Here is a 19,542-nt window from a genome sequence, read left to right as displayed (position 1 = left end):
CAAAGACTAGTTGTGCCCCACATCACACGCCGCCGATCCATGCTCAGCCCATACCCCGGTGGCACTCACGCCTCCGGACACCTGGAAGGACCGTTGATGCGACACCCCCTTGCCCGCATCCTGACCGCGGTACTCGCTGTCGGGTTGACCACGGCCGCGGCGACCGACGCCAGCCGGTCCGGAGGCGGCGACAACCCCCGGACCCAACTCGCCATCATCGCACCGGCCGCCCCGGGCGGTGGGTGGGACACGTTCGGCAGGGAAGCCCAACAGGCCCTCATGACCAACGGGATCGTCAACGCGGTGCGGGTCCGCAACGTACCCGGCGCGGCCGGCACCATCGGGCTGACCCAGTTCGTCCAGCTCGCCGGGCGAACCGATTCCCTGCTGGTCACCGGCGGCGTGATGGTGGGCGGGGTGATCCTGCAGGATTCCGACGCCACACTCGAGGACACGACGCCGATCGCCCGTCTGGCCGACGACTACAACGTGCTGGTGGTCCCCGCGGACTCCCCGTATCAGACGCTCGAGGAGTTCCTGGCGGCGTGGCGGGAGCATCCGGGGATGGCGATCGCGGGCGGATCGCTCGGGAGCATCGATCATCTGCTCACGGGCATGCTCGCCGAGGCCGCCGGGATCGACCCGGCCCATCTCAACTACATCGCCTACTCCGGGGGCGGCGAGGTCGTGAGGTCGATGATCAGCGGCTCGGCGGTGGGAGCCATCTCCGGTGCCAACGACTTCGACGCCCAGATCGAGGCGGGTGAGCTCCGTGCGCTCGGGGTCTCGTCGGCGACCCCGGTCGAGGAGCTGTCCACCCCGACCTTCATCGAACAGGGCGTGGACGTGTCCATGTCGAACTGGCGCGGGCTGGTCGCCCCACCGGACATCCCGGACGAGGTCCGGGACGAGCTCATCGCGATCATCGCGGAGATGCGCGAGACCGAGGAGTGGCGCGACACCCTCGAGCGCAACAACTGGACCGACGAGTTCATGGCAGGTGACGAGTTCGCCCGGTTCCTCGACGCGGAGATCGCCACGACCGAAGACATCATCAGGGAGTTGGGACAATGACACTGCTATCCGACCAGGCGAGCGCGGGGGGCACGACGGCCCCCTCGGCCCCGGCCGCCCCGCCCACGGACCGTCGCCGCTGGTGGCGTCAGCGGACCGAACTCGGGTTCGCCGCGGGCGTCCTCGCGATCGCCGCGTTCATGATCGTGCAGACCATCACCATGGACGTCCCCGAGGGAGTGGGAGCACCCGGGCCGCGGTTCTTCCCCGGCCTCGTGGCGGGCTTCCTGATCCTGACCGGCGGACTGCTGGCGATCAACGTCATCCGCACCCCCCGCCACACCGCCGCCACCTCGACCATGGGGCAGCTGTCCACCGACATGCTCGAGGACCTGGCCGCGATCGACGACCATGCGGACTCCCCCATCACCACCTCGCCCGCGGCTGCCGCCGACCCGGAGTACGTGCCCGTCGACTACCGCACCACCGGGACCGTGGTCGCCGGCCTCGTCGGGTTCGCGATCCTTCTCCAGCCCGTCGGCTGGTTGGTCACCGCCAGCGCGCTGTTCTGGATCGTCAGCCGCGCACTGGGGAGCAGGCGACCGGTCTTCGACATCGCCGTCTCGGTGATCTTCGCCTCCGTCATCCAGATCGCGTTCTCGGCCGGGCTCGGCCTGGGACTGCCCGCCGGGATCCTGGAAGGAGTCGTGCCGTGGAGCAACTGAGCCTGCTGGGTGACGGCATGGCCGGGGTACTCACCCCGATGAACCTCACCCTCCTGCTGATCGGTGCCCTCCTCGGCACCGCGGTCGGCGTCCTTCCGGGACTCGGCTCCGCGATGGCGGTCGCCCTGCTCCTCCCGGTCACCTTCACCCTCGACCCGACCGGCGCCTTCATCATGTTCGCCAGCATCTACTTCGGTGGACTGTTCGGTGACTCGACCTCCGGCATCCTGCTCAACACACCGGGTAACTCGTCGGCCATAGCCACGACGTTCGAAGGGCACCGGATGGCCATGAGCGGCCGGGCGGCCAAGGCCCTGGGGATCTCGGCGATCGGCGCCTTCACCGGAGGCATGATCGCGTGCGCCTGCGTGGTGATGTTCTCCCCCTACCTGATCGTCCTCGCCCGGGCGTTCTCGTCACCCGAGTACTTCGCCCTCGCGGTGTTCGCCTTCGTCGCCATCTCCGCCGTCGTCGCCGAGTCCGTCGTGAGGGGACTCGCCGCGCTCGGGCTGGGGCTCGCGCTCGCCCTGGTCGGCACCGACTCGATGACCGGCACCCAGCGCTTCACGCTCGACACCCCGTCGCTGTTCGAGGGCATCTCGATCATCGTGATCACCGTGGGCCTGCTGGCCCTCGGTGAGGTCCTGCACCAGGCGTCGCGGATCCGCCGCGAGTCGACCGTCGGCGGTCCGGTGGCCACCGAGGGCTCCCCGTTCCCGACCCGCAAGGAGATGCGCAAGGTCGTGCCCGCCTTCCTCCGGGGCACGGCGTTCGGCCTGCCCTTCGGCACGATCCCGGTCGGCGGGTCCGAGGTCCCGACGTTCCTCGCCTACGGCACCGAGAAGGCCCTGGCCGCGCGGCGCCACGACCCCGACTTCGGCACCCGCGGCGCGCTCCAGGGCGTCGCCGCCCCCGAGGCCGCGGGCAACGCCACCGCCGGCAGCGCGATGGGCGCGCTGCTCGTCCTGGGCCTGCCGACCTCGGCGACGGCCGCCATGATGCTGGCCGCGTTCCAGCAGTACGGGATGCAGCCCGGCCCCATGCTCTTCGAGACGAGTGCCGCGCTGGTCTGGCCGCTGCTCGCCAGCCTGTTCGTCGGCCTGGTCATCCTGCTGGTCATCAACCTGCCGTTCGCGGCCGTGTGGGCGAAGCTGCTGCTGATCCCCCGCCACTACCTGTACGCCGGCGTGACGGTGATCGCGATGCTCGGCACCTACGCGATCTCCTCCTCGACGCTGGACCTCTGGATGGTGATCGCGATCGGCGTCCTGGGATTCGTCATGCGCCGGTTCTCGATCCCGCTGGCCCCGGTCCTGATCGCCGCGATCCTCGGCCCGCTCGCCGAGCTCGAGCTGCGCCGGTCGCTGGCGCAGTCCGAGGGAGACGTGTCGATCCTGGTCTCCTCGAACATCACCCTCGTGCTCTACGGCCTGCTGGCGCTGGCCGTGGCGGCGAGCATCATCCAGCACACCCGACACCGTCGTCGCCGTCGCCAGGAGGACGCGGCGCAGCTGGAGGCCGCGGCGCGGTAACGACCGGCTCCGGACACACGACGAAGGCCGCCCACGACACGTGGGCGGCCTTCGTGTGTGTCGATCGGTACCGGTGGGGGGACTCGATCCCCCGACCTCACGATTATGAGTCGTGCGCTCTAACCAGCTGAGCTACACCGGCATGCGCTGCCAGTCGGGCGATCGGGCCGCCCCGCACAGTGCGAGCCCCCTGACGGAATCGAACCGTCGACCTTTTCCTTACCATGGAAACGCTCTGCCGACTGAGCTAAGGGGGCCGGCCACCCTGGGTCGCGAAGCTCTCCGCGGCTCGGGGTGAAAGCCTCTAGCAGATTACACACAGGCTCGAACGGGGCACAAATCGCCCGGTTGAACGGGGTGGACGCCCCGCTGGCAGGATGTGGGGCATGCGCCTCTCCGTGGTCGTCCCCGTCCTCGATGACGCCCACGAGCTCGCCGGGTGCCTCGCCGCCCTGCGGTCCCAGACAAGACCGCCGGACGAGATCGTGGTGGTGGACAACGGCTGCGCCGACACCAGTGCGGACGTCGCCCGCGAGGCCGGCGCCCGCGTGGTGAGCGAACCGGTCAGGGGTATCCCCTCGGCCACCGCCACCGGGTACGACGCGGCCTCGGGCGACGTGATCGCCCGGCTGGACGCGGACTCCCGCCCGGGACCGGACTGGATGCAGCGCATCGAGAGCGCGTTCGCCCAGGACCCGGGTCTCGTGGCGATCTCGGGGCCGGGCGAGTTCATCGGTCTGAGCGGGTGGCGGGCCCGCGCCGCGCAGCTGCTCTACATGGACGCGTACTTCTTCTCCGTCGGCGCCGCCATGGCCCACCCCGTGCTGTTCGGGTCGAACCTGGCGATGCGTCGCGAGGCCTGGGAACGCGTCCGCGACGGAGTCGACCGGTCGGACCCGGAGCTGCACGACGACATCGACCTGTCGTTCCAGTTCGGCGCCGACGACCGGCTGCGGGTGGACCGCTCGCTGACCGTGGGTATCTCCGCGCGTCCGTTCGACGATCCCGCCGCGATGCGGCGGCGCTTCTCCCGTGCGTTCCGGACGATCGCCCGCAACTGGCGCACCTCGCCGCCATCCGAGCGCTGGATGCAGCGCCTCCGGCGCTGAACGGGCCCGAGCGTCAGGACCAGACGAGCACCGACCACAGGATGATCTGCGTGACGCAGAACCCCGCCAGCATGTTGAGCACCAGAAAGCGCTTCCAGCCCTCGTTGGTGCGCTCGGCGTCGGCGTCGGTCACCCCGACATAGGCCGCGACGGTGGCCAGGTACGGCAGGATCGCGAAGGCGGCCCCGGACGCGGGCCACGGCGCCGCCACCAGCAGGACGACCACCGCGGCGGCGTAGCAGGCCAGCGCGAACCACACCGCGGCACGCGCTCCGAGCACGGTGGCGACGGACTTCAGGCCCGCCTCGCGGTCGAAGCGGACGTCCTGCACGGCGCCGAAGGCCTGCGAGGCGGCGCCCCACAACATGAAGGCCACCAGGCACGCCCACACTCCCCCGGTCAGCTCGGCACCCGCGATGGTCCAGCCGACGATGGCCGGGGAGACGAAGTGGAAGGCGGAGGTGACCGAGTCGAGGAACGGTATCTCCTTGAACCGCAGTCCCTTGGCGCTGTAGGCGATCACGGCGAAGGCGCTCGCGGCGAGCCACAGGGACGACTCCAGCGATCCCACCAGCACCAGATAGACGAGGAACGGCACCGTGGTCACCGCGGAGGCCACGAGGGTGGCGGTGTGACGGGAGCGTTCGAGCACCGATCCCTCGACGCCGCCCTTGCGCGGGTTGCGCAGGTCCGACTCGTAGTCGAACACATCGTTGATCCCGTACATCGCCAGGTTGTAGGGCACCAGGAAGAAGACCGTGCCGATCGCGCCGACGAGGTCGAACCCCCCGGTGGCCAGGAAGTACGCCAGCGCGAACGGCGCGGCGGTGTTGATCCACGACACCGGCCGGGACGACCAGAACAGCGTGGAGAGCAGACCGGGTGACGGGGACCGCTCGGGGGCGCGGACCTCGTCGTCGGCATCGTCGTCGCCGCCGTGTCCCGGGCCGCGCGTCAGCAGCGCGTCACCCCTGCCCGACACGGTCGGGTTCCCGACCCCGGCCCCGACGCGCGGCGACTCGGTGAGCAGCGCCCACACCGACGGCACGAACACCGCCGCGGCCACGGCGTAGGCGAAGTCCTCGACGGGCGCCACGCCCAGCCGGATTCCGCTGGTGAGCTCGTCGTCGTACGCCACGAGCCCGGCCGAGATCATGATGTTGTCGAACACCGCGGTGAGGATCATGAGAATGACGAACGCGCCGCCGACCCCGATCAGCCACCGGCGTCGGGCCTGTTCGCGCAGGCGCCAGGCGGCGAGGAGGGCCACGGCCACCACGGGGATGGACATGGTGAGGTTGAGGGTGGTGTAAAGGCTGGTCACGGGCGTTCCCCCGTCGCCCGGACTGTCTGGGAGGACCGGGCCGTCCGGGACGCGGCCGCGTGCTCGACGGCACGGGAGACCCCCGCCGCGCACACCAGCGCGAGGTGGGACAGGAACGCCAGGAAGACGACCTCCTCGACCGGGATCTCGGGCGCCACCAGCAGACCGGTCATGAAGTCGGTCTGGCCGCGGAAGAACACGCCGCTGCGCACCCCGAGGACGTCCCAGGTGAGCAGCAGCGCCACGGAGGCGGTGACGGCGAGAGCCGCGGCGGCGGGGGCGCGGAACGCCGCCAGCTTCCAGCGGTGGTCGATCACCAGGATTCCGGTGAACGAGACCACCTGAACCAGGAGATAGGCCAGCCCGATCACCTGTCGAACACCGCCCTGTCGTTCACAGTCCTGTCGTTCGCAGCTCTGTCAAACACCGTGCCCCCGCCCGGCTCGGCCACCGGCGCGGTGCCCGTGTCCCCCCGGACGTGTTTGAGCACCAGCTCGGCGCTGATGAGGCACATCGGCAGCCCGATCCCGGGGATGGTGGACGCCCCCGCGTAGTAGAGACCGTCGACGTGCCGGGAGACGTTGCGGGTCCGGAAGAACGCGCTCTGGGCCAGCGTGTGGGCGGGCCCGAGGGCGGTGCCGCGCCACGCCCCCAGGTCGTCCTCGAGGTCCGCCGGGGCGATGGTGCGACGGACCACCACACGCTCCGCCAGGTCGGGGATGCCGGTCCAGTCGGCAATCTGGGCGATCGCCCGGTCGGCGGCCGCCTCGATGGTGGCGTCGCCGGCGCCGTCGACGCCCCCGTGCCCGAGACCGGGGTCGGCGGGGATGGGGACCAGGACGAAGAGGTTCTCGTGCCCGGCGGGGGCGATGCCGGCGTCGGGGCGGTCGGTCGCGCTGGGGCGGCAGACGTAGAGCGAGGCCGGGTCGGGGATGTGGGTGGACTCGCCGAAGATCGCGTCGAAGCCCTCCTCCCAGCGGTCGGTGAACAGCAGGGTGTGGTGCGACAGCTGCGGCAGTTCACCCTTCACGCCCAGCAGCATGAGCAGCGCGCCGGGTCCGGGCGTCTTGGAGTCCCAGTAGGACTGCGGGTAGGTGCGCAACTCTTCCGGGAGCCACCGGGTCTCGAGGTGGTGCAGGTCGGCGGCGCCCACCACGAGCCCGGCGGGCAGCGTCCGCTCGGCGCCGGCGCCGTCGCGCACCCGGACACCGGTCACCCGTGCGCGGGTGGTTCCGCCGCCCGAGCCGCCCGAGCCGCTCTGCCGCCCGCCGCCGGCGGAGGTGGTGAGTTCGACGGCCTCGGTGCCGGTGTGGATGCGCACCCCCTGCGCCTCGGCCACCCGCCGGACCGCGGCGATGACCTCGGTGAACCCGCCCCGCGGATAGAGCACACCGTCCGTGAGGTCGAGGTGGCTCATCAGGTGATAGATCGACGGGGCCAGGTACGGCGAGGATCCCAGGAACACCGCCGGATAGCCCAGGATCTGCTGGATCCGGCGGTCGGCGAAGCGGCGGGAGACGAACGACTGCAGCGGCTGCACGAGCCGCGCCACCAACGCCCCGGCGCGGGCCAGCACGTCCGGCCGCACGAGCGCCGGGTACGAGGTGAAGTTGGTGTAGAGGAACCGTCGCAGCGCCAGCTCGTAGGTCGCCCGGGCGGAGTCGAGGTACTTCCCCAGAGCGGAACCCGCACCCGGCTCGAGGGACTCGAACAGCGCCTGCGACGCCCGACGGTCGGAGCGGACGTCGACCGGCTCGGTCTGGCCCTCGAAGTAGACGCGGTACCCGGGGTCCAGCCGGACCAGGTCGAGCTGCTCGGCGGCCGAAGAGCCGCAGAGACGGAAGAAGTGGTCGAACACCTCGGGCATCAGGTACCAGGACGGCCCGGTGTCGAAGCGGAAGCCGCCTGCGGACCAACTCCCGGCGCGGCCGCCCACCTGCTCCGTCGCCTCGACCAGCGTGACGTCGCGGCCCTCTCGGGCCAGCAGGGCGGCGGTGGCCAGGCCGGCTATCCCGCCCCCCACCACCACGACGGGGCCGTCCGGTGCCGGTCTGCGGGCGTGGGCGCCGGGCAGTCGATCGGTCAGGACGCGGGCGCCCGACCCGAGCAGGCTCCGGGCGCTCATCGCACGACCGCCTGTCCGCGGGCCGCGATGGATCGTCCCCGACCCGAGGCGGCCCTGCCGAGCACGGCGAGCTTGACCGGGCCCGGGACCCGGACGCGACCCGCACTCACCCCGGCCGCACCGGCCACGCGCAGGCGGTCGTTGAGCTCGGCGAACAGGTCGTGCGCGGCAAGCACGGCCACCCGGTCACGCCCGGGGATCCGATCGATCGAGATTCGGGCGACGCGCAGGTCCGCATCCACGTCGTCGGCGAGCTCGGCGACGTCCCGTTCGGTCAGCGCGCGGGGGTCGCGGCCCGGCAGGTAGTTTCGGCCCAGCTCGAGCGAGTCCTCCCGGATGTCCCTCAGGAAGTTGACCTTCTGGAACGCCGAACCGAGGGCCCGCGCCCCGGCGGCCAGCTCGTCGTCGTCGCCCAGTCCCCCACCGGCGAACGTCCGCAGGCACATCTCCCCGATCACCTCGGCGGAACCGTGGATGTACCGGCGCAGCGACTCCTCGGTGTGCTCGGTGACCTCCAGGTCGGCCTCCATCGAGTTGTAGAACGGGTCGATCAACCTCGCACCGATCCCGAAACGGCGGGCGGTGTCCGCGAAGGCGTGGGTGACCGGGTCGGGGTCGAGCCCCCGCTCGACCGCGCGGTGGGTGCGGCGGCGGGCCTCGGCGATGAGGTCGCGGGCCGCGACGGGGTCGTCCATCGCACCGTCGACGACCTCGTCCCCGACGCGGGCCCAGGCGTAGATCGCCGCGACGTGCGGGCGGGTCGCCGGCGCCAACAGTCGGCAGGCCAGGGCGAACGAGGTGGAGTAGCGGCGCAGGATCACGTCACTGCACGCGCGGGCGGCCTCCGTGAACTCGGCGTGCGGGCTCTGCGGGGTCATCGGGTCCTCTCGAGGGCGGTGGCCAGGTGGGGGTCTAGTGCGGAGCGCAGCTCGTGCGGGACGGCCGGGGAGTCCAGAGCGGCACGGGCGGCGGTCACCAGGTCCTCGGCGATCCCCAGCGCGTGGTCGCGGGCACCGCACTCGGCCAGCAGTGACCGGGCGGCCGACGGGTCGGGGTCGACCTCACCGAGCGCCGCGTCGATGCTCGGCCACAGGTCGGTGGTGGCGGCGTGGGCGAGCAGGACGGTGGGGGCCCGCCGCACCAGGTCACCCTCGTTGGACTTTCCCGTCACCGCCGGGTCGCCGAACACCCCCAGCACGTCATCGACCACCTGGTACGCCGTCCCCAGATGGCGTCCGGCCTCGCGGAGCGGGGGGATCATCTCCTCCGGCCCTCCGGCCAGGACCACCCCCAGTACCAGCGGCAGGGTCACGGAGTAGGCGGCGGTCTTGGCGGCGCCGATCGCCAGCGCGTGCTCCTGGGTGATGGGCTCCCCGCGGGCCGCACCCTGTACGTCGGCGTACTCCCCCGCGACGGAGGCCACCACCGCGCCCTCGACCTCCACCATGGCGCGGTGCAACACGGGACCCGGCACGGGGAGCCGGGCGAACTGACCCATCGCCGCCACCAACAGGAGGTCGCCGCCGAGCAGGCCCCCCACCATGCCGACGTGGGCGGCGGTCTCCCGGGGCAGACCCTGCTGCGCGCCCCGGGTCGTGGTGAGGCCCTGCAGATTGGGCCGGCCACGGCGGTGGTCGTCGCCGTCGGCCACGTCATCGTGGACGAGGAAGGCCTCGTGGAGGAGTTCGAGCGCCTGGCCGGCAGCAGTGCGGAGCGCCTCGTCGCGTCCGCCCGCGTGCGTGTAGACGGCGTCGAACAATGCCGAGCGCATTCCTTTGCCGGATCGGGTCGTGGCATCGAGGTCGGCCGTCCAGTCGTCGACGGCGGGCCCCAGACCCTCGGGCAGGTCACGAGTAGTCATCCGCTGGGCGGCGGATACCGAATCCAGTGTCATGTCGTGTGGTTCGGAGCCGATCCTGTCCTGGATTCCCCTCACCCCGAATCTTTTCGACGAGATGCGGCACCCCGGCGTCCCTCGGCCGGAGCCACGAAATTCCACGGTGTCACACGCTCAGACTATCTCGGCCCCGAAATGCACGAAGACCCCCGCTTGTGGCGGGGGTCTCGCGTGCCAGATGATGGATTCGAACCAACGTAGGCATAAGCCGACGGATTTACAATCCGCTCCCTTTGGCCGCTCGGGCAATCTGGCGTGCACCCCTGGAGGCGCTAGGACACGATACAACGCGTGTGACCCCCGGTGCCAAATCGGGGGCCGACGGGGTGACCCGGGCCGATGGCTCCGCCGGGTAGCCTGGCCGGGATCGTCCCCCACCGTGAGAGAAGGAGCGCGCCCATGGCCTCGGAGTCCTCGTTCGACATCGTCTCGGAGTTCGACCGCCAGGAGGTGGACAACGCCCTGAACCAGGCCGCCAAGGAACTGGGGACCCGGTACGACTTCCGCGGGACCGACGCCGGTATCGAGTGGAAGGGCGACGACGCCGTGGAGATCGTCGCGGCCTCCGAGGACCGCGTGCTGGCGGCCAAGGACGTGTTCATCGAGAAGCTGGTCCGCCGGGGCCTGAGCATGAAGGCGCTGGACGTGGGCGAACCGATGCCATCCGGTAAGGGCTTCCGCCTGGTCGGGTCGCTCAAGCAGGGCATCGACAAGGAGAACGCCAAGAAGATCACCAAGCTCCTGCGGGACGAGGGGCCCAAGGGCGTCAAGGCGCAGATCCAGGGCGAGGAGATCCGGGTGTCGTCCAAGAAGCGCGACGACCTGCAGGAGTGCATGGCGCTGCTCAAGAAGGCCGACCTCGAGGTCGCGCTGCAGTTCACCAACTACCGCTAGGCAGTCGACAGTGCCCTTCCCAGGGGGACGCCGGAGGGGCCGTCGGCGCACCGCCGTGGGGTCGGGAGCGCGGATGACGGCCGCGGCCGTGGGCCTGTCCCTGCTGGCGGGGTGTGCTGTCGGGGTCGACGACGACGAGGACTCCTCTCTCCTCACCGTCTTCGCCGCGTCCTCCCTCACCAGCGCGTTCACCCGGATCGCCGAGGACATCGAGCGCGAGGACCCCCGCGTGGAGATCCGACTGTCGTTCGACGGGTCCCCCGGGCTGGTCGACCAGATCGCCGGGGGCGCTCCCGCGGACGTGTACGCCTCGGCGGATTCCCGGAGCATGGGCCGGGCGGTGGCCGAGGGGCTGATCTCGGGCGAGCCGGTGGAGTTCGCGACCAACGTCCTCACCCTGATCACCCCGCCGGGGAATCCCGCTGGCATCACCGGACTCGACCGTTCGCTCGACGACACCCGACTGGTCGTGTGCGCGGAAGGGGTTCCCTGCGGCGACGCCGCGCGAGCGCTGGCCGGGGCGGTTGGCGTGGAGCTGCGACCGGTGAGCGAGGATTCCAAGGTCACCGACGTGCTGGGCAAGGTGACCTCCGGGGAGGCCGATGCGGGGATCGTCTACCTCACCGACGCCCGTGTCGCCGGTGACCGGGTCGAGCAGATCGCGATCCCCGCCGCGCGGGCCGAGCCCAATCTGTACCAGATCGCGGTGACCCAGCTGGCTGATGCGGACCGAGCTAATGCGGCCCGCGCGGATGCGGCCCGGCGCTTCGTCGACGCGGTCACCGGACCGGCGGGACGCACCGTGCTGGCCGATCACGGATTCGGTCTCCCGTGACCCGACCCCCGCTTCCCCGGTGGCTGCTCGCCGCCGCGCTCGTGTCGGTGGCCCTGGCCGCCGTGCCGCTGCTGGGCATGGCGGTGCGCATCCCGTGGACTGCGGTCCCCGAACTGCTCACCTCCGAGGCCGCCCGCCAGGCCACGCTGCTCAGCCTGCGCACGTGCGCGATCTCCACCCTGCTCTGCGTCCTGCTGGGCACCCCCCTGGCCGTTGTGCTGTCCCGGAGCCACGGGCCCCTGGCCGGTGTGGCCCGAACGGTGACGGCGCTGCCGATGGTGCTCCCGCCGGTGGTCGCGGGTCTGGCCCTGCTCACCACTCTCGGTCGCACCGGGGTGGTGGGCCGGCACCTGTCCGTCCTGGGCATCGAGATCGGCTTCACCACCGCGGCCGTGGTGATCGCCCAGACCTTCGTCGCCATGCCGTTCCTCGTGATCTCCCTCGAGGGGGCGCTGCGGTCCGTGGATGCCCGGCTCGAACGCACCGCCGCCTCCCTCGGAGCCGGCCCCACCCGGGTGCTCGCCACGGTCACGCTGCCGCTGGTCCTGCCCGCACTGCTCGCCGGGGCGTCGATGTCCTTCGCGCGCGCACTGGGCGAGTTCGGAGCCACCCTGACCTTCGCCGGGTCCCTGCAGGGGACCACGCGCACCCTGCCGCTGGAGATCTACCTGAGCCGCGAGTCCGATGCCGACGCCGCTCTCGCCCTGGCGCTGCTGTTGATCGTGGTGGCGGCGCTGCTCATGGCCACCTCGGCGTTCGTCGCGCGACGCGTGAGCGTGCACCGTGGCTGAGCGACCACTCGCCGAGCCCTCGGCAGGCGCCACCGCTGCCGCCGCCCTCGACTGCCGGGTCTCAGCCCGCGACGTCGAGCTCCGGTTCTCCGTCTCCGTCGGCCGTCGGTTGGCGATCGTCGGCCCCAACGGAGCGGGCAAGACCACCGCGGTGGATCTGCTGGCCGGGCACCTGCGCCCCGACGCCGGGGCGGTCCACCTGCACGGGCAGCTGGTCAGTTCACCGGGTCTCCACGTCCCCGCCCACCGCCGCCGGGTGGTCTCACTCGAGCAGCGCCCCGCGCTCCTGCCCCACCTCACCGCCCTGCACAACGTCGCCTACGGGCCGCGGTCACGCGGCGTACGCAGGCGACCCGCCCTGGACCGCGCCCGCACCGAGCTCGAGGCGGTGGGCTGCGGCGATCTCGCCGATCGCAGGCCACACGAGCTGTCCGGCGGGCAGGCACAGCGGGTGGCGCTCGCCCGGGCCCTGGCCGTGGATCCCGAGCTGGTCCTGCTGGACGAGCCTCTCGCCGCCCTGGACGTGGAGGTCGCGCCCGGGATCCGGCGACTGCTCGCCGACCGACTCACCGGACGCACTGTCGTCATGGTGACCCACGATCCGCTGGACCTCTGGGCGCTGGCGGACGACGTCGTCGTCGTCTCGGGGGGCCGCGCCGTCCAGTCCGGAACGGTCGAGGGGGTGTTGACCCGGCCGGGGTCCGACTTCGCGGCACGCCTGGCCGGGGTGTCACTGCTGGAGGGCACGGTCGTCGACGACGACGAGGTGCACACCCCCGGCGGCGACACGGTCACCGGCCACCGCCCGGGCGCACGGTACGAAGACGTGTCCGGCGCGGAGCCCGGAGAGGTGTCCGACTGGGCGCCGGGCACGCGCGCGATCGCGACCATCGACCCGCGGGCGGTTGCCGTCCACTCGGCACCTGGGCCCGCAGACGAGGCGGGCGCCGGGTCCGCCGCGGACGGAGTCGTCCCCCGGAGCCTGTCGAGCCCCCGCAACGCCTGGCCGGCGCGCGTGGTCGAACTGGCCCCGGCGGGGGCCGTCACTCGGGTGACCGCCGAGCTCCGGGACGGCCAGCGGGTCGACGCCGAGGTGACCAGCCGCTCGGCCGCGGAGCTCGCACTCGCCCCGGGTGTGGACGTGACGCTGGTGGTCAAAGCCGCGCAGGTCGCCCTCTACCCCCGCAGCTGAGCGGATCAGCTCACGCGGTCGACCGTGAACCGGACCAGCCGCCGCAGCGCCTCGTTCGCGGGCCCGCCGGGCAGGGCGTCCAACTCGGACATGGCGTCGGCCACGTACTGCTCGAGCGTGGCCCGCGCGCGACGCATCCCCTCCGAGGCACGCAGCAGGTCCAGGGCCTCGTGGACCTCCGAGTCGTCGGTCAGGGGCTGCGCCAGCAGTTCGCGCAGGCGGTCACCGTCGGTCGAGCCGGCCTCGAGCGCGTAGATCATCGGCAGCGTGTGCACGCCCTCGCGCAGGTCGGTGCCGGGGGTCTTGCCGGAGTCGGACGACGGCGAGGCGATGTCGATGATGTCGTCGGCGATCTGGAACGCGATCCCCACCGCATCCCCCAAGCGCCGCAGGCTCTGGATCTGCTCGTCGGACGCACCGGAGTACTCGCCGCCGAACTGGGCGGCCGCAGCGATCAGCGATCCGGTCTTCTCCCAGATCACCCGGAGGTAGTGCTCGGCAGCGTCCGCGGTCTCACCGCCGCCCGGCCCGACCGTCTCCCGCATCTGACCGGTGACCAACTCCGCGAACGTCTGGGCGATGAGCTGGACCGCGGCCGGACCGAGATCCGCCAGGAGCATGGAGGAGTGGGCGAAGAGGAAGTCACCGGCGAGGATCGCGGTGGAGTTGTCCCAGCGACTGTTGGCGGACTCGACGCCGCGGCGCACCGCGGCCTCGTCCATCACGTCGTCGTGGTACAGGGTTGCCAGATGGATCATCTCGCACACCACGGCTGCCTTGACCAGGCGCTCGCGGTCGGGTTCCGGGCCGAGCTCGCCGGTGAGCAGGGTCACGACGGGGCGGAATCGCTTTCCGCCTGCGGTCACCAGGTGCAGAGCGACCTCGGTGAGGAAGTCCTCCCCGGACTCGAGGCGGCTCACGAGAAGCTCCTCGACCTCCACGAGTCGAGCCCTCAGCAGAGCTGCGAGATCCGCGTCGCCGACGTCCACGCCCGCCACCATGTGGTCGGGCGACGTCTCAGCGGTGCCGGTCGTCACAGAATCGCTCGACATCCTCATTCGTCCTCGTCGCCTGGTGTGGACCGGCGTCGACCGATCCTGACGACAGACTACGGTCCCCGCCCCCGGGCTGCGGCACCCCACCCCGGCCGAGGTCGGCGCCGACCGCTCCGGCGCCGACCTGCCACCATGGAGCGCATGGATCCACGGCCGCGCCCTCCCGCTTCGACCGACGTCCTCGTGGTGGGGTGCGGCCCCGCCGGTTCGGCCACCGCCACCTGGTTGGCGCGGGCCGGGCGCGAGGTCACGGTGCTGGACGCCGCGGCGTTCCCCCGGGACAAGACCTGCGGCGACGGCCTGACCCCGCGGGCGATGGGCGAGGTCGACCGGTTGGGACTGGGCGGGTGGGCGCGTGACCGGATCACCATCCGGGGACTCGAGTTGCGGGGCTTCGGTCACGAGCGGCGCGTTCCGTGGCCGGACGGTGATCACGGCGGGGTGGCCTCGGCAGTGCGTCGAACGGTGTTCGACGACCGGATGCGTGCGGTGGCCGTCGACGCCGGGTCGACCGTGCTCGACGGTGTTCGGGTGACGGGCGTGGAGAAGGGCGACGACGGCGAGGTCGTCGCGGTCCGTGCCGGTGGCGACCGCATCGCGTGCCAGACCCTCGTCCTCGCGGACGGCGTGCGCTCGCCGGTGGGCCGGATGCTGGGTCGGACCTGGCACCGGGACACGGTGTACGCGGTGGCGGCGCGGTCCTACGTGCGGTCGGCACGGCACGATCACCCGTGGATCGGCTCCGACCTCGAACTCCGCGACGAGGCGGGCACGATCCAGCCCGGTTACGGCTGGGTGTTCCCGCTGGGAGACGGTGAGGTCAACCTCGGGGTGGGCGCCCTGGCCACGGCGACCCGGCCGGCGAACGTCGCGGTCAAAGACCTCCTGCGCCACTACGCCCGTAACGTACGCGGGAGCTGGGCGTTAGAGGGCGACCCGCACGCGGTGACGTCGGCGCTGCTCCCGATGGGTGGGGCGGTCTCGGGGCTGGCCGGTCGCAACTGGGCGGCGGTGGGCGACGCGGCCGCCTGCGTCAACCCGCTCAACGGGGAGGGCATCGACTACGCCCTCGAGGGCGGGCGGCTCCTCGCGGACCTGGTCGTCGCCGAAGGCCCGGGCGGTGAGCTGACCCGGGCGTGGCCGGAGATGCTGCGCCGGAACTACGGCGAGGCGTTCGCCATCGCCCGCGATGCCGCCAGGCTCCTCACCTACCCGCGGTTCCTGCCGCTGGCCGGGCCGGTGGGGATGCGGTCGCAGACTCTCATGTCGGCGGCCGTGCGGTGCATGTCCAACACGGTGTCGGAGTCGGACCGCGACCTCGTCGCCCGCGCGTGGCGGACCGCGGGGTCAGTGGCCCGCCGGCTCGACCGCCGTCCGCTCTTCGCGGACTGACCCGGCCCGCCGGGCCGGGTCAGGCAGAGTCAGGCGGGGCGGCGGGCCAGGTGGATCGCCGCGATCCCACCGGTGAGGTTGGTGACGCTGCACCGCTCCCACCCGCTGGACTCCACGAGCGCGCGCAGGGCCCGCTGGTCCGGCCAGTCGCGGATCGACTCGGCCAAGTAGACATATGCGTCCGGGTTCGAGGACACGCTGGTGGCGATCCTGGGAAGCGCCCGCATGAGGTAGTTCATGTACACCGCACGGAACGGCGGGAAGACCGGGGTCGAGAACTCCACCACGGCCAGCCGCCCACCCGGCCGGACGACTCGCGCCATCTCGCGCAGCCCGGCGGCGGTGTCCTGCACGTTGCGCAGTCCGAAGCTGATGGTGGCGGCATCGAAGGACTCGTCGGCGAACGGCAGCTTCATGGCGTCGCCGGCGACCTTGGGCACGTCGCGCCCTGCGCCGGCACGGAGCATCCCCAGCGAGAAGTCGGCGGCCACACACCACGCGCCGGACTTGGCCAGCTCCACCGTGGAGACCGCGGTCCCGGCGGCCAGGTCCAGGATGCGCTCCCCGGGGCGGGGCGCGAGCAGCGACCGAGCCCGGCGGCGCCACACGTGGTCCATTCCCCCGGACAGGATGGTGTTGGTCAGGTCATAACGCTTGGCCACGCCGTCGAACATCGACGCGACGTCGCGGGGCTGTTTGTCGAGATCGGCGCGGGACACGCTGTCGACGCTACCCGGCGGCGGGGCGGTGGACCGGGTCAGGCCACCGTCCGCGTGGCGCGTCCGGGGCCGACCCGACCGGGGATCGACCGGGCGCCGGCGGCGTGGTAATGGTCGAACAGTTGGCCACAGACGGCGTCCCAGGTGCGTCCCGCGACGGTCGCTCGCGCGCCCGCGGCCAGCCGGGCGTGGTCGGCCAGGACCCTGTCCACCGTCCGGGAGACCTCCCCGGCGTATCGGCGGGGGTCGAGGAGATGGCCGTTGATGCCCTCTCGGACCAGGTCGCGTGGGCCGCCCTGATCGGGGCCCACCACCGGCACCCCGGAGGACTGGGCCTCCTGGATGGACTGGCAGAACGTCTCGAACTCGCCGGCGTGGCAGAACACGTCGAGGGTGGCGTAGGCCTGCCCGAGCTGGTCGCCGTGCAGCTCGCCGGTGAAGATGGCGTGCGGCATCGCGGCGCGCAGGGCGGGGAGGTCCGGCCCGTCGCCGACGATGACCAGTCGCAGGTCTCCGTCCGGGCCCGACCTGTCGGCGAGGGCCTGCAGCCGCTCGACGTGCTTCTCCGGGGCCAGGCGCCCGACGAATCCCACGACGGGCCGGCCGTCCGGGGACCAGAGATCATGGAGGGCCTGGCTGCGATGGGAGGGGGCGAACCTCTCCGAGTCGACGCCCCGCCCCCACCGGTACAACCGCGGGACGCCGTGCGCCGCCAGATCCTCCATCGCGGCGGTGGACGGGGCCAGTGTCCGGTCGCAGGTCGAGTGGATCGCACGGGTCCACGCCCAGGCCGCCTCCGCCATCGCGCCGATGCCGTAGGAGGTGGAGAACCCGGCGACGTCGGTCTGGTAGACCGCCACCGACGGGACGTCCAGGGCGCGCGCCGCGGCGGCGCCGGCCGCACCGAGGACGAAGGGGGAGGCCAGGTGGACCACGTCGGGTGAGAAGTGCCGCAGTGCGTTGTACACGCTCGGGCTGGGCGCGCCCACGGGTAGGGAGGACACCACCGGCACGCGGACGGCGGTGACCCGGTGGACCGGATATCCCAGGTGGTGGTCCGGCCCGGGGGCTCCGGGGGATCCGAGCAGGGGCGCCACGGCGCTCACCAGAGGGTGGGAACGGACCGCGTCGGTGGCACCCCGTCTCAGACCGACGTTGCCGGACGGCGCGACCACCAGACAGTCGTGGCCGTGTCGACGTGCGTATTCGAGGACCCGGAGGACGGAGTTGGTGACCCCGTTGACGCTGGGCAGGAACGATTCGGTGACGATGGCTACGCGCACACCGTCACTGTCTCCCGCCCGGGCCACCGGACGGTGATCAGCGCGGGTCGGTGCGGGGAACTCGTGGTGACGGTCTGTGAACCCGCGGTGACGCCGCGGCGTACGCGAGCGCCGCGAGGGGGACGGTCACCGCGGGGATGGACAGGGCGGGCACCACGGCGACCGTCCAGCTCCGGCCCGAGACGCGCACGAGATCGGGGTTGGCGCGGCGGAACTCGACCTGCACCCGTTGACCCTCGATCAGTCCGATCGGGTAGAAGACCCCGGTCACAGGGCGGACGTGGCGGCCGCCGCCGGCGTCGAACTCCACCGCGGCCCGGCGATCGGTGACCTCGGTGACGGTGGCGGTCGTACTCCCCATGTCGCGGTCGATGCGCTGGTCGTTGACAAAGCACGCCACCAGGATGAGCACGGCCGTCAGGAGCGAGAACGCGGCGATGACGACCGCTGTGACCCGGACGATCCAGCGGGTCCGGACCGAACGTCGGGCACGTCTCGCCTCGAGCGTCCTGCTCACTCCCCGGCCGCCTCGTCCCGCATGGCGGCGTGGAGGTCGCGCAACCCGGAGCGGTCGGTGGCCACCCGGACGACCCTCGTTCCGGCGGGCACGATGTCGCGGTGTGCGACGGCCGCCTCGGAGAGCAGTGTCTCGAGCCCGTCGGGGTCCGTGTCGACGAAGGGGATTCCGAACCCCGCGCAGAGGGCGGCGAGATCGGCCCCGTGCGGGGTGCCGAACACGCGCTCGAAGTCGGTCGCCAACCGGGGGTCGCCCTGTTCGAGGAGGGTGAAGATCCCGCCGCCGTCGTCGTCGGCCACCACGATGGTCAGGTCGTCGGGGTGCTTCTCCACCGGCCCCAGTAGCAGCCCGGACACGTCGTGGAGGAAGGTCAGGTCGCCGAGCAGGGCGATCGTCCGGCCCGGTGCCGCCAGCGCGACCCCGATCGCGGTGGACACCGTGCCGTCGATCCCGGACGCGCCCCGGTTGGCGTACACGGCGACATCAGGGTCGAGCGGACCCACCAGCGACAGGTCCCGGATCGCGTTGGAGGCGCCCACGACGAGATGGTCGCCGCCCCGCACGCCGCGGGCCACCGCCCGGGCCACGTGCAGGCCGGTGGGCGCGGCGGTCTCGAGGTGCGTGTCCAGGACCCGGTCGACGGCGGCGCGGGCGCGCGCGTCGGCGCGACCGGTGACGTCGGTCCACTCGGTGTCGACGCCCCACCCGGTCAGGACGGAGTCGGCGAGCTCGGCCGCGCTGCCGGTCGGGTTGGGGGCGTGCGGACCCGCGTCGAGGATCACGAGGTCCACGCCCGGGTCGGCGAGCAACCGGGTGACCGACCGGTGCAGGGTCGGCCGCCCGGTCACCACCACCTGCTCGGGCCGCACGGCGGGGACCGCGAGGGGATGCACCGGGTGCAGGGGGACCGGCGCACCCGGCTCGGCCACGGTCGGCACCCCCACGAGGCCGGCCACCGGACCGGCGCCGGCGCCCGCGACCACCAGCGTGGGGCGGGTCAGGTCCACTGCCACGGCCGAGTCGGCGGGTGCGGAGTCGACCCCCGCGCCCGCCCGCTGGACCCAGGGGCGACCGTCGGGCCGGCCGGCCGGGAATCCGCCCGGCTTCCCGTGGCGGCCCGCCTCGTCGTCGTCGCCCT

The 19,542-nt window shown here is 72.3% G+C and carries 19 protein-coding genes and 3 tRNA genes; 9 read left to right on the top strand and 13 right to left on the bottom strand.

Going from position 1 to position 19,542, the window contains the following annotated elements; translation table 11 throughout:
- Positions 1-96: 96 nt before the first annotated feature.
- From H483_RS35335 to H483_RS35325, 3 genes are read left to right on the top strand one after another with little or no spacing between them, the layout of a single operon-like run.
- On the top strand, positions 97-1,074 hold the full coding sequence (locus tag H483_RS35335; protein ID WP_017838114.1) for a tripartite tricarboxylate transporter substrate binding protein: 978 nt from the start codon (positions 97-99) through the stop codon (positions 1,072-1,074).
- A complete protein-coding gene (locus H483_RS35330) occupies positions 1,071-1,739 on the top strand; it encodes a tripartite tricarboxylate transporter TctB family protein (RefSeq protein ID WP_017838113.1) in 669 nt (222 codons plus the stop codon). Before H483_RS35335 ends, H483_RS35330 begins: the two co-directional genes overlap by 4 nt.
- Positions 1,727-3,271: a tripartite tricarboxylate transporter permease gene (locus tag H483_RS35325; RefSeq protein ID WP_017838112.1), complete on the top strand. Its 1,545-nt coding sequence runs from the start codon at positions 1,727-1,729 to the stop codon at positions 3,269-3,271. Before H483_RS35330 ends, H483_RS35325 begins: the two co-directional genes overlap by 13 nt.
- A 68-nt stretch (positions 3,272-3,339) precedes the next feature.
- Here H483_RS35325 and H483_RS35320 read toward each other — a convergent pair.
- Both H483_RS35320 and H483_RS35315 read right to left on the bottom strand, forming a co-directional pair.
- Positions 3,340-3,413, bottom strand: a tRNA-Met gene (locus H483_RS35320).
- 42 nt (positions 3,414-3,455) lie between these two features.
- Positions 3,456-3,528, bottom strand: a tRNA-Thr gene (locus H483_RS35315).
- Positions 3,529-3,657: 129 nt separating this feature from the next.
- Between H483_RS35315 and H483_RS35310 the strand changes: the two genes are divergently transcribed.
- On the top strand, positions 3,658-4,380 hold the full coding sequence (locus H483_RS35310; RefSeq protein ID WP_017838111.1) for a glycosyltransferase family 2 protein: 723 nt from the start codon (positions 3,658-3,660) through the stop codon (positions 4,378-4,380).
- 13 nt (positions 4,381-4,393) lie between these two features.
- On the opposite strand, the gene H483_RS35305 is transcribed toward H483_RS35310, so the two are convergent.
- The 6 genes from H483_RS35305 to H483_RS35280 form a co-directional block, all read right to left on the bottom strand.
- A complete protein-coding gene (locus H483_RS35305) occupies positions 4,394-5,704 on the bottom strand; it encodes a prenyltransferase (protein ID WP_017838110.1) in 1,311 nt (436 codons plus the stop codon).
- Positions 5,701-6,075 carry a lycopene cyclase domain-containing protein gene (locus tag H483_RS35300; protein WP_017838109.1) on the bottom strand — a complete coding sequence of 125 codons (375 nt, stop codon included), beginning with the start codon at positions 6,073-6,075 and terminating at the stop codon, positions 5,701-5,703. The genes H483_RS35305 and H483_RS35300 overlap by 4 nt, the downstream gene beginning before the upstream one ends.
- Positions 6,072-7,829, bottom strand: a complete 1,758-nt coding sequence (crtI, locus tag H483_RS35295; protein ID WP_017838108.1) for a phytoene desaturase family protein — start codon at positions 7,827-7,829, stop codon at positions 6,072-6,074. The genes H483_RS35300 and crtI overlap by 4 nt, the downstream gene beginning before the upstream one ends.
- Positions 7,826-8,707: a phytoene/squalene synthase family protein gene (locus H483_RS35290; RefSeq protein ID WP_017838107.1), complete on the bottom strand. Its 882-nt coding sequence runs from the start codon at positions 8,705-8,707 to the stop codon at positions 7,826-7,828. The genes crtI and H483_RS35290 overlap by 4 nt, the downstream gene beginning before the upstream one ends.
- Positions 8,704-9,765: a polyprenyl synthetase family protein gene (locus tag H483_RS35285; protein WP_031265169.1), complete on the bottom strand. Its 1,062-nt coding sequence runs from the start codon at positions 9,763-9,765 to the stop codon at positions 8,704-8,706. The genes H483_RS35290 and H483_RS35285 overlap by 4 nt, the downstream gene beginning before the upstream one ends.
- 133 nt (positions 9,766-9,898) lie before the next feature.
- Positions 9,899-9,981, bottom strand: a tRNA-Tyr gene (locus H483_RS35280).
- Positions 9,982-10,125: 144 nt separating this feature from the next.
- On the opposite strand from H483_RS35280, the gene H483_RS35275 reads away from it, so the two are divergent.
- The 4 genes from H483_RS35275 (at position 10,126) to H483_RS35260 (ending at position 13,438) form a co-directional block, all read left to right on the top strand.
- Positions 10,126-10,620, top strand: a complete 495-nt coding sequence (locus H483_RS35275) for a YajQ family cyclic di-GMP-binding protein (RefSeq protein ID WP_017838105.1) — start codon at positions 10,126-10,128, stop codon at positions 10,618-10,620.
- A gap of 73 nt (positions 10,621-10,693) precedes the next feature.
- On the top strand, positions 10,694-11,455 hold the full coding sequence (gene modA / locus H483_RS35270; RefSeq protein ID WP_017838104.1) for a molybdate ABC transporter substrate-binding protein: 762 nt from the start codon (positions 10,694-10,696) through the stop codon (positions 11,453-11,455).
- Positions 11,452-12,246 carry an ABC transporter permease gene (locus tag H483_RS35265; protein ID WP_017838103.1) on the top strand — a complete coding sequence of 265 codons (795 nt, stop codon included), beginning with the start codon at positions 11,452-11,454 and terminating at the stop codon, positions 12,244-12,246. Before modA ends, H483_RS35265 begins: the two co-directional genes overlap by 4 nt.
- Positions 12,239-13,438, top strand: coding sequence for an ABC transporter ATP-binding protein (locus H483_RS35260; protein WP_017838102.1), 1,200 nt, complete (start codon positions 12,239-12,241; stop codon positions 13,436-13,438). The genes H483_RS35265 and H483_RS35260 overlap by 8 nt, the downstream gene beginning before the upstream one ends.
- A 5-nt stretch (positions 13,439-13,443) precedes the next feature.
- On the opposite strand, the gene H483_RS35255 is transcribed toward H483_RS35260, so the two are convergent.
- Positions 13,444-14,496, bottom strand: coding sequence for a polyprenyl synthetase family protein (locus H483_RS35255; protein WP_017838101.1), 1,053 nt, complete (start codon positions 14,494-14,496; stop codon positions 13,444-13,446).
- Between the two features lie 129 nt (positions 14,497-14,625).
- Between H483_RS35255 and H483_RS35250 the strand changes: the two genes are divergently transcribed.
- Positions 14,626-15,885, top strand: coding sequence for a geranylgeranyl reductase family protein (locus tag H483_RS35250; RefSeq protein WP_017838100.1), 1,260 nt, complete (start codon positions 14,626-14,628; stop codon positions 15,883-15,885).
- 29 nt (positions 15,886-15,914) lie between these two features.
- On the opposite strand, the gene H483_RS35245 is transcribed toward H483_RS35250, so the two are convergent.
- From H483_RS35245 to H483_RS35230, 4 genes are all read right to left on the bottom strand, one after another.
- Entirely contained in the window at positions 15,915-16,604 is a 690-nt protein-coding gene (locus H483_RS35245; protein ID WP_017838099.1) for a demethylmenaquinone methyltransferase, read from the bottom strand.
- A gap of 38 nt (positions 16,605-16,642) precedes the next feature.
- Positions 16,643-17,887 carry a glycosyltransferase family 1 protein gene (locus H483_RS35240; RefSeq protein WP_017838098.1) on the bottom strand — a complete coding sequence of 415 codons (1,245 nt, stop codon included), beginning with the start codon at positions 17,885-17,887 and terminating at the stop codon, positions 16,643-16,645.
- Positions 17,888-17,924: 37 nt separating this feature from the next.
- Positions 17,925-18,404 (bottom strand): DUF3592 domain-containing protein, encoded by a 480-nt coding sequence (locus tag H483_RS35235; protein WP_017838097.1) that lies wholly within the window; start codon positions 18,402-18,404, stop codon positions 17,925-17,927.
- The coding region (locus H483_RS35230; RefSeq protein WP_017838096.1) for a thiamine pyrophosphate-dependent enzyme at positions 18,401-19,542 on the bottom strand (1,142 nt) is incomplete at its 5' end. The genes H483_RS35230 and H483_RS35235, both read right to left, overlap by 4 nt.

The organism is Dietzia sp. UCD-THP, from assembly GCF_000349585.1.
Lineage (GTDB): Bacteria > Actinomycetota > Actinomycetes > Mycobacteriales > Mycobacteriaceae > Dietzia > Dietzia natronolimnaea_A.
The sequence above is the reverse complement of the archived record's forward strand: the minus strand, read 5'-3'. Positions and strand labels throughout refer to the sequence as shown.

What these genes read in the sequence shown, in the direction of transcription:
- H483_RS35335 (WP_017838114.1), top strand. Translation starts at nt 97, where the DNA reads ATGCGACACCCCCTTGCCCGCATCCTGACCGCGGTACTCGCTGTCGGG.
- H483_RS35330 (WP_017838113.1), top strand. Translation starts at nt 1,071, where the DNA reads ATGACACTGCTATCCGACCAGGCGAGCGCGGGGGGCACGACGGCCCCC.
- H483_RS35310 (WP_017838111.1), top strand. Translation starts at nt 3,658, where the DNA reads ATGCGCCTCTCCGTGGTCGTCCCCGTCCTCGATGACGCCCACGAGCTC.
- crtI (WP_017838108.1), bottom strand. Translation starts at nt 7,829, where the DNA reads ATGAGCGCCCGGAGCCTGCTCGGGTCGGGCGCCCGCGTCCTGACCGAT.
- H483_RS35290 (WP_017838107.1), bottom strand. Translation starts at nt 8,707, where the DNA reads ATGACCCCGCAGAGCCCGCACGCCGAGTTCACGGAGGCCGCCCGCGCG.
- H483_RS35275 (WP_017838105.1), top strand. Translation starts at nt 10,126, where the DNA reads ATGGCCTCGGAGTCCTCGTTCGACATCGTCTCGGAGTTCGACCGCCAG.
- modA (WP_017838104.1), top strand. Translation starts at nt 10,694, where the DNA reads ATGACGGCCGCGGCCGTGGGCCTGTCCCTGCTGGCGGGGTGTGCTGTC.
- H483_RS35255 (WP_017838101.1), bottom strand. Translation starts at nt 14,496, where the DNA reads ATGAGGATGTCGAGCGATTCTGTGACGACCGGCACCGCTGAGACGTCG.
- H483_RS35250 (WP_017838100.1), top strand. Translation starts at nt 14,626, where the DNA reads ATGGAGCGCATGGATCCACGGCCGCGCCCTCCCGCTTCGACCGACGTC.